Genomic DNA, 9,082 nt, shown 5'->3' with positions numbered 1-9,082 from the left:
TTGGACGCTGGCGAAAGGGTCATATTCGCACTGCGGCCCGCTCACTACCACGGGTGCGGCGCGAGCGCTGGTTTCAAGCCCCGGGTTGCTGAGAGCGCCCATGCCCCAGAAGATCGGGAACAGGAACACCAAGGTGGCGACGGCCCCAATGATGATAGGTTTTTTGCGTCCAACCCGATCCGACCATTTGCCGATGAAGATATAGAAGCTCATCGAGATAAGACCTGCGATCAGCATGAGCATTTCCGTCAACTTCTCATCTACCCGCATGGGTCCGCGCAGGAACGAGAGGCCATAGAAGAAGGCCGTGTACCAGATCACGGTCAGGACGCCTGCAACACCGAACAGCGCAACGAAGATTCGCTTCTTGTTACCGGGGTATGTGAAACTCTCGATAAAGGGGTTGCCCGCAGTTTCGCCTGCCGCCTTCATCGCCTGGAACACCGGGCTTTCGGACAGCTTCATACGCATCCAGAGCGAAATGCCGAGCAGTATCAGCGAAAGCAGGAAGGGGATGCGCCAGCCCCATGCCGCGAAGTCGTCTGCCGGGATCAATGCCCGGCATGCCAGGACAACGATGATCGAAAGCACGAAGCCGCCGACAACGCTTGCCTGGATGAAGCTGGTGTAGAACCCGCGCTTCTCCGGAGGGGCATGTTCCGCAACGTAGATTGCGGCACCACCGTATTCGCCGCCCAGGGCGAGACCTTGAAGGATGCGCAGGCCGATCACGATCAGCGGTGCCGCAATGCCGATACTCGCTGCTCCGGGGATCAGGCCAACCCCGGCCGTGGCGATGCCCATCAGCGTCACCGTGACAAGGAAGGTGTACTTGCGCCCCAACTTGTCGCCCAGGAAACCGAACAGGACCGCACCGAGTGGGCGGAAACCAAAGCCGACAGCGAAACCCGCCCAGACGAGCAGGATCTCGAGCGTCTCGTTGTCACTGGGGAAGAAGGCAGCGCCAATCAGCGCGGCCAGCGTGCCGTAGATGAAAAAGTCGTACCATTCGAAGATCGTACCCGCCGAACTGGCGGCAATGACGAGACGGATTTCCTTCTCGGTCGGCTCCCGGTGCAAGACTGCGCTCTCCCTGTGATGCTTATGATCGAGCGGGTTTAGCCGCGGGCTCCGGCATTGCATAGCGCGTCGAGCGCGGCTCTCCACGGCAGCAGGATCGCTTCATGCCGGCCCGGATGGTCCAGTGCCGGTGCCAGCGCCGCGATACCGGGCCAAGCGGGCTCATCACCTGTTTTGCCGAGCCAGGCTCGCAGTTCCGCCAGCGTCCCTTCAAGCTCGGCGGCTGTGCGGCCCTGCGCGGACCGAGCGAACAGGGCGGCCGACGCCTGTCCCACCGCGCATGCGGCTACGCGCATACCGAGGGCGTCTAATTGACCATCACCGCATGCCGAAAGAGTGATCGCGCTGCCACAGGTCCTTGATCTGGCATGCCCCTGCAAGGGCATATCCGGGTCAAACGGGCATTCTGCCAGTTCGACAGCGAGCGCCAGCAATTGTGGGGAATAGAGCGCTGTGCGCTGACGTGTGGTCATTCGTCGATTGCGGCTGCCTGATCGCGCAGGCGAGCGCGGCGTTCAGCCAGTATCTCGACAAGCGCGCGTGACCCGGCATCGACGAACTCGTAGCTGCGCCCCGTGGTCATCCATGCCGGCCTGCCTTTGTAGCTCCAGACCGTGTCGTAGCCTAGCACCAGCAAGGAGAAGGCAAGGACAGTGATCAGCACACCCTTAAGCGCACCGAAACCGAAGCCAAGCACGCGATCGATCGGACCAAGGATAGAACTTTTCGACGCAGGACTGACGTTGTTGGCGATTACGATCATCGCGGCATAGGGGATCAGCAGCAACAGGGCGAAAGCGAGCAGTGATGTCGATACGCCGATACCGAGAAACTTCTGCATCGCCAGTGTGAGTGGTGTGTGCAGGTAACGGATAGCGAAGGCGGCCAGTACCCAGGCTGCGAGCGAGAATACTTCCTGCACGAAGCCGCGCGAGAAACCGCCAACTGCGGCGATGCCCACTATGAGCAGAACAAGAAGATCAAACCCAGCCATGACCGAACCGGCTCGGGATTATGCCGTCGAGACTACCCGGTCAACGAGGTTCGCAAGTTGTCCCAAGCCGAGGAACTCAAGGTCGGACGGAAGGTTCTTGCTGTCGGTCGGACCGTGACCGCGAGTGAAACCAAGTTTCGCCGCTTCGCGCATGCGCAGACCGGCATGTGCCACAGGGCGAATCTCGCCTGCCAGCGAAACCTCGCCAAGCCACACGCTGCGATCAGGCAAAGGGCGGTCGGTCAAAGCGCTCACCAAAGCTGCCGCAACCGCCAGGTCAGCGGCAGGATCGCTCAGCCGATAGCCGCCGGCAACGTTGAGATAGACTTCCGCCGAACTGAAATTGAGCCCGCAGCGCGATTCCAGCACTGCGAGCAGCATGGCCAGTCGCCCGCTGTCCCATCCTACCACCGCACGCCGCGGCGTAGCGCCGGACTGGAGTCGCACGATCAGCGCTTGGATTTCGACCAGAACCGGACGGGTCCCCTCGATTGCCGGAAATACCGCACTCCCCGCCATGGGCTCGGATCGACCCGACAGGAACAGCATCGAGGGGTTGGCGACCTCTTCCAGCCCCTCGCCCGCCATCGAGAACACGCCGATCTCATCCACGGCGCCGAAACGGTTCTTCAAAGCGCGCAGGATGCGATACTGATGGCTGCGCTCGCCCTCGAAGCTCATCACCACATCGACCATGTGTTCGAGCACACGCGGCCCCGCGATGCTGCCATCCTTGGTCACATGGCCCACAAGGACTAGGGCGACTCCATTTTCCTTGGCGTAGCGGATCAATTCGAAAGCGCAGCCACGAACCTGGCTGACCGTGCCCGGCGCACCCTCGATCGTGTCCGAATGCATGGTCTGGATCGAATCGATCACGAGGAATGCAGGCGCCTCCATCTGCCCCAATGTCGTCAGGATATCCCGCACACCCGTGGCCGAAGCGAGCTTCACTGGCGCATCGGATAGTCCGAGCCGAGCCGCGCGCATGCGAACCTGACCCGCCGCTTCTTCCCCGCTTACATATACCACCCCGCGGCCCTGGCGGGCGATTTGCGCCGCAGCCTGCAGCAGCAAGGTAGATTTGCCGATACCAGGATCGCCGCCCATCAAAATAGCCGAACCGGGCACCAGCCCGCCCCCCAATGCGCGGTCGAATTCGGCCAGTCCTGTTGGTTGTCTGGTTGGAAGCGCACCGGGCTTATCGAGGTCGACGAATTCCACCGCCCTGCCACCGCTTGAAAGGTCATGTTTCAGCGAGAATACCGTGGCAGGCGCATCCTCCACCAGTGTGTTCCATTCGGAACAATCGGGACATTGCCCCTGCCAGCGGTGGGTGATGCTGCCACAAGCCTGGCAGGCATAGCGTTTCTTGGGCTTGGCCATGCAAGCTTGCTAAACGGAACAATTCAGGAACGCAATTGCCAAGACCCGGATATCCATGCAAAGCCGCGCCGATGCGCCAGAAAGAATTACGAATAGCGCTGGTCTGCTACGGCGGGGTCAGCCTCGCAATCTACATGCACGGTGTGACGCGCGAGCTGTGGCAATTGGCGCGCGCCAGCCGGGATTTTCACCGCGACGATGCGCCGCGCAGTGGGGTCGATGCCGTTTACCGGTCGTTGCTGGAATATATTGCCGACTCCAAGGGCCTGCGCTTGCGGGTGCTGCCCGACATCATGAGCGGCGCGAGCGCGGGCGGAATCAACGCCGTGTTTCTCGCTCAGGCAATTTACTCGGGTCAATCACTGGAGCCGCTGACGGACCTCTGGCTGGAGATTGCCGACGTCGACCAACTGGTTGATCCAGAGGCCAAGCCAACCTGGCGAATGTCCAAGTTCTATGCCCAGCCCTTCGCCAATTGGCTCTTGAGCCGTCCAGGCAGCGATATCGCCGATACCGTCGCTCCCGAGACCCGCCGGGAAGTGCGTCGCAAGATGTCGCACCTCATCCGCGGGCGCTGGTTCGAACCGCCGTTCTCGGGAATCGGCTTCTCCTGCATGCTCGAGAGAGCCTTTGCCGCGATGGAAGCGACTGTTGCCGAAGCACCGCTACTGCCGGCGGGCCATCCACTCGACCTCTACGTCACGGCTACCGATTTTCACGGCTATCTCGAACTCCTGCGCCTGCACAGCCCTCCGGTGGTAGAGGATACCGAGCATCGTACCCCGATCACATTCCGCGTACGAACGCCTGCCAAGGGTGGTGAGAACCTGACCAACCCGCTCGAACTGGTCTTTGCGGCGCGAGCAACCGCTAGCTTTCCAGGTGCATTCCCTCCGCTCCGGCTCGAGGAGATGGATCAACTGATCCTGCGCTCGGGGCGTGCCTGGCCGGGACGCGATGCCTTTCTCGACCGCATCATCCCGGTCCACGTGGACAGAGGTACAATCGATGGTGTCTCGCTGATCGACGGGTCGGTGCTGGTCAACAAGCCTTTTGCAGGAGCCATTTCCGCCCTGCCCGGCAGGCCTGCGCAGCGCGAAGTCGATCGGCGCATCGTCTATGTCGACCCCCGCCCTGATCGGTTCAGCAATCGCGGTGCAGGATTAAATGAGCCGGTCGGCTTCTTCTCCGCAATCTTCGGTTCGTTATCCACGATACCGCGCGAGCAACCGATCCGCGACAACCTTGAACAACTGGACCAGCAAAGTCGGGAAGCAGAACGCACGGGCCGCATCGTCACAGCCCTGCGTCCGCAGGTCGAGGCAGCGGTAGAGAAGCTTTTCGGGCTCACGCTGTTCCTCGATAGCCCTACGCCGGCCCGGCTTGGTGCATGGCGAAGGAAGGCGCAGCAGGCCGCGGCCGAACAGGCGGGTTATTCCTTCCATTCCTACGCCCAAGCGAAGTTCTCGGGAATTGTCATGCGGCTTTCGCGGCTCGTGCTCGACGCAGCGCCCCGACTGATGCTGGACGATCCGGCGCCAATCGAGGCGGTGCTGCGCGAAGAGCTCGGGCGCCGCGGCCTCGATATGTTGGCCGATCCCTCTGGCGGGGCAACAGACGAGGCAATCGCCTTCTTTCGCGAGCATGACATCGGGTTTCGGATCCGGCGCCTGCGCCTGCTTGCGCGCCGCCTTGCGCGGGATTGGGAAGCCGATCCGGAGATAGATGACGATGCGCTCGAAGATGCGCGTGAGGCTGTCTATCGCATCCTGGCGCTCTACTTCGAGAAGGAAGGACTTGCCGCGCTTGGTTCAGCTTTCGAGCCGATTGCCGAAAATGTTCTACGCGATCCCGCCACGTTGCTCGACATGTTGGAAGCCAAGCGCCTACTTCCGGAGGTAGATGAACGGGCGGAAGTCATGCTGTCCGCGGCTTTGGAGGCGATGCCGAAAAACCTCAGGCGGCGCATGCTGTTCGCATATCTCGGTTTTCCTTTCTACGATGTGGCCACCCTACCCCTGTTGCGAAACGATTCCCTCACCGAGTTCGACGCGGTCAAGGTAGACCGCATCAGCCCGGACGATGCCCGCAGTATCCGCGAAGGTGGCACGCAGGCGACATTGCGCGGGATCGAGTTCTACAATTTCGGCGCATTCTTCAGCCGCGCCTATCGCGAGAACGACTATCTTTGGGGGCGTTTGCATGGTTGCGAACGGATGATCGACCTGGTCTGTTCGACCATTCCAGATCACCTCGATGACACGACCTGCCGCCGATTCAAGCGTGAGGCTTTCCACGCGATACTGGACGAAGAGCAGGACATGCGTCGTTGCTCGCAGAAACTGATCGATACGTTGCGGCAGGAAGTGAATGAGCGGCTTGGCTGATCGTTAGCCGCCGAAAGCGTCCTTGAGCTTGTCGAAGAAGCCCCGACTTTCGGGGCATTCATCGCCGGTCTCGGTCTCGCGGAACTGCTCCAGCAGCGCACGCTGTTCCTTGGTCAGCTTTGTCGGCGTTTCGACTGCGATTTCGATCACGAGATCGCCACGCCCACGACCCTGCAACACTGGCATGCCGGCGCCTCGCTGGCGCAACTGCTTGCCCGACTGGATACCCGCCGGGATTTCGATCGTGACTTCCTCACCATCGATGTTGGGTATGTCGATCGAGCCGCCCAGCGCCGCCTTTGTGAAGCTGATCGGGACGCGCGTCGCCAAGGTCGTGCCTTCGCGCTGGAAGATCGTATGCGGCTTCACATGGACGAAAATATAGAGATCGCCCGGGGGGGCGCCACGCGGACCGGCCTCGCCCTTGCCCGATAGGCGGATGCGGGTGCCTGTATCAACCCCCGGCGGGATTTCGACTGCCAGCTTCTGGGGGCGATCGACCCGCCCCTCACCGCCGCAATCGCGGCATGGTGAAGTGATGACCTCACCGCTACCATGGCAATTGGGGCATGGTCGCTCGACCACGAAGAAGCCTTGCTTCGCCCGAACCTGCCCGCGCCCATTGCACAGGTTGCAGGTGCGTGCGTGGGTCCCCGGCGTGGCGCCCGAACCGTGGCATGTGTCGCAGTTCTGAGACACTTCAATCTCGATCTCGGTCGACTTGCCGTGGAAGGCGTCTTCCAGATCGATCTGCATGTCGTAACGCAGGTCCGCGCCGCGGCGTGGCTGCGCACGTCCGCCGCCACCGAAGGCGCTACCGAAAATTGTTTCGAAGATATCGCCGATGTCGCCAAAATCGGCTGCACCATGGCCACCCGCACCAGGCCCGCCATTCTGAAAGGCGGCGTGCCCGAAGCGATCGTAGGCCGCGCGCTTTTGCGGATCCTTGAGGCAATCATAGGCGGCACTCACCGCCTTGAACTTGGCCTCGTTCTCCTTACACCCCTGATTGCGATCGGGGTGGTGTTGCATTGCAAGTTTACGATAGGCGCTCTTGATGGTCGCGCCATCGGCATCGCGCGCCACTCCAAGAACTTCGTAAAAATCGGCTTCTGTCGCTGACATGGTCGTTCCAGCCCTAGCCGCCACCGACGCTGATTGGCACCGGTGGCGGTGGGGTTATCATCAGGCGATCAGTTCTTCGCGTCTTCGTCGACTTCGGAGAATTCGGCGTCGACCACCTCCTCATCCGAACCGGCATCGCCACTTGCGGCATCACCTTCCGGCGCGGCCGAGGCACTTGCCTGCTCCTGTTCGTAGATGGCCTGACCCATCTTCATCGCGACTTCGGTCAGGGCCTGTGCCGCGCTGTTGATGGCCGCAGCATCGTCACCTTCAAGCGCAGTCTTGACCGCCGCAATCTTGGTTTCGATGTCCGATTTGAGCGAAGCGTCGATCTTGTCGCCATGCTCAGACAGCTGCTTTTCGGTGGTGTGCACCAGGCTGTCGGCCTGGTTCCGCGCTTCGGCGCTCTCACGACGCTTCTTGTCTTCTTCGGCGAACTTCTCTGCGTCCTTGACCATCTGGTCGATGTCGGCGTCCGAAAGACCGCCCGAGGCCTGGATGCGGATCTGCTGTTCCTTGCCCGTGCCCTTGTCCTTAGCACTGACGTTGACGATGCCGTTGGCATCGATGTCGAAGATAACTTCGATCTGAGGTACGCCGCGCGGAGCAGGCGGAATACCGACCAGGTCGAACTGGCCAAGCAGCTTGTTGTCCGCAGCCATTTCACGCTCGCCCTGGAACACCCGGATCGTCACCGCCTGCTGATTGTCTTCGGCAGTCGAGTAGGTCTGGGCCTTCTTGGTCGGGATCGTGGTGTTGCGATCGATCATGCGGGTGAACACGCCACCCAGCGTTTCGATACCCAGCGACAGCGGGGTCACGTCGAGAAGCAGCACGTCCTTGACGTCGCCCTGCAGCACGCCGGCCTGGATCGCCGCGCCCATGGCGACGACTTCGTCAGGGTTGACGCCGGTGTGCGGCTTCTTGCCGAAGAATTCTTCGACCACTTCGCGAACCTTGGGCATGCGGGTCATGCCGCCGACGAGGACCACCTCGTCGACACCGCCCTTGTCGATCCCCGCATCGGCCAGCGCCTTCTTGCAGGGTTCGAGCGTGCGCTTGATAAGGTCGCCGACCAGCTGTTCGAGCTTCGAGCGGGTCAGCGTCTCGACCAGGTGCAGCGGGGTGGTGGTACCACCTTCCATGCGAGCGGTGATGAAGGGCAGGTTGATTTCCGTCTGGGCCGAGCTCGACAGTTCGATCTTCGCCTTTTCGGCAGCTTCCTTGAGGCGCTGAAGAGCGAGCTTGTCGGTCTTCAGATCCATGTTTTCCTTCTTCTTGAACTCGTCCGCGAGGTATTCGACGATCGTGCCGTCGAAATCCTCACCGCCGAGGAAGGTGTCGCCGTTGGTCGACTTCACCTCGAACACGCCGTCGCCGATTTCCAGCACCGAGACGTCGAAGGTGCCGCCGCCGAGGTCGTAGACCGCGATGGTGCCGTTTTCCTTCTTCTCGAGGCCGTAGGCGAGCGCCGCCGCGGTCGGCTCGTTGATGATGCGCAGCACTTCGAGGCCGGCGATCTTGCCGGCGTCCTTGGTCGCCTGGCGCTGGGCGTCGTTGAAGTAGGCGGGAACGGTGATGACGGCCTTTTCGACCTTTTCGCCGAGATAGCTCTCGGCGGTTTCCTTCATCTTCTGCAGGATGAAGGCGGAAATCTGGCTCGGGCTGTATTTCTGGCCCTGCGCCTGGACCCAGGCGTCGCCGTTGTCGCCCTTGACGATCTCGTAGGGGACCAGCTTCTTGTCCTTCGCCGTGATCGGGTCGTCGAAACGCCGGCCGATCAGGCGCTTGATGGCGAACAGGGTGTTTTCGGGGTTGGTGACGGCCTGGCGCTTGGCCGGCTGGCCGACCAGGCGCTCGCCGCCCTCGGCGAATGCGACCATGGACGGCGTGGTGCGCGCACCTTCCGCGTTCTCGATGACCTTGGCGTCCCTGCCGTCCATGATGGCAACGCAGGAGTTGGTGGTGCCAAGATCTATACCAATGACTTTGCTCATGTCGTCCTCACTTATTGCGGCAATCTCGAGGCGGCCCCGAAGGCGCCGCCGGAAATCCCTATGTGGTTCGAAGCGGAAACCCCACGTGTCGGATTCCCGGGCTTATATAGGCC

General features: G+C 61.6%; 7 protein-coding genes. 1 reads left to right on the top strand and 6 read right to left on the bottom strand.

The features are described 5' to 3' along the window. The 4 genes from AAFM29_RS15500 to radA form a co-directional block, all read right to left on the bottom strand. Positions 1 to 1,143: MFS transporter (locus AAFM29_RS15500; protein WP_341713686.1), on the bottom strand; the 1,143-nt coding region annotated here is incomplete at its 3' end. Further along, on the bottom strand, positions 1,119 to 1,376 hold the full coding sequence (locus AAFM29_RS15495) for an iron-sulfur cluster assembly scaffold protein (protein ID WP_341713685.1): 258 nt from the start codon (positions 1,374 to 1,376) through the stop codon (positions 1,119 to 1,121). The genes AAFM29_RS15495 and AAFM29_RS15500, both read right to left, overlap by 25 nt. Before the next feature lie 173 nt (positions 1,377 to 1,549). Next, positions 1,550 to 2,074, bottom strand: coding sequence for a CvpA family protein (locus AAFM29_RS15490; protein WP_341713684.1), 525 nt, complete (start codon positions 2,072 to 2,074; stop codon positions 1,550 to 1,552). 18 nt (positions 2,075 to 2,092) lie between these two features. Continuing rightward, a complete protein-coding gene (gene radA / locus AAFM29_RS15485) occupies positions 2,093 to 3,460 on the bottom strand; it encodes a DNA repair protein RadA (protein ID WP_341713683.1) in 1,368 nt (455 codons plus the stop codon). Between the two features lie 71 nt (positions 3,461 to 3,531). On the opposite strand from radA, the gene AAFM29_RS15480 reads away from it, so the two are divergent. After that, the gene (locus AAFM29_RS15480; protein WP_341713682.1) at positions 3,532 to 5,847 is read left to right on the top strand and encodes a patatin-like protein; all 2,316 of its coding nucleotides are present in this window, start codon (positions 3,532 to 3,534) and stop codon (positions 5,845 to 5,847) included. A 3-nt stretch (positions 5,848 to 5,850) separates the two neighbouring features. Here the strand turns inward: AAFM29_RS15480 and dnaJ are convergent, their stop codons facing one another. Continuing rightward, positions 5,851 to 6,972: a molecular chaperone DnaJ gene (gene dnaJ / locus AAFM29_RS15475; protein ID WP_341713681.1), complete on the bottom strand. Its 1,122-nt coding sequence runs from the start codon at positions 6,970 to 6,972 to the stop codon at positions 5,851 to 5,853. 68 nt (positions 6,973 to 7,040) lie between these two features. After that, entirely contained in the window at positions 7,041 to 8,969 is a 1,929-nt protein-coding gene (gene dnaK, locus AAFM29_RS15470; protein ID WP_341713680.1) for a molecular chaperone DnaK, read from the bottom strand. Positions 8,970 to 9,082: the final 113 nt, after the last annotated feature.

Origin of the sequence: Erythrobacter sp., assembly GCF_038133525.1 — a bacterium.
Classification (GTDB): domain Bacteria; phylum Pseudomonadota; class Alphaproteobacteria; order Sphingomonadales; family Sphingomonadaceae; genus Qipengyuania.
Note: the sequence above shows the minus strand (reverse complement) of the source record. Positions and strands in the feature narration are given on the sequence as shown.

Excerpts from the sequence above, each read along its gene's own strand:
- AAFM29_RS15495 (WP_341713685.1), bottom strand. The coding sequence starts at position 1,376 with ATGCGCGTAGCCGCATGCGCGGTGGGACAGGCGTCGGCCGCCCTGTTC.
- radA (WP_341713683.1), bottom strand. The coding sequence starts at position 3,460 with ATGGCCAAGCCCAAGAAACGCTATGCCTGCCAGGCTTGTGGCAGCATC.
- AAFM29_RS15480 (WP_341713682.1), top strand. The coding sequence starts at position 3,532 with ATGCGCCAGAAAGAATTACGAATAGCGCTGGTCTGCTACGGCGGGGTC.
- dnaJ (WP_341713681.1), bottom strand. The coding sequence starts at position 6,972 with ATGTCAGCGACAGAAGCCGATTTTTACGAAGTTCTTGGAGTGGCGCGC.
- dnaK (WP_341713680.1), bottom strand. The coding sequence starts at position 8,969 with ATGAGCAAAGTCATTGGTATAGATCTTGGCACCACCAACTCCTGCGTT.
- AAFM29_RS15490 (WP_341713684.1), bottom strand. The coding sequence starts at position 2,074 with ATGGCTGGGTTTGATCTTCTTGTTCTGCTCATAGTGGGCATCGCCGCA.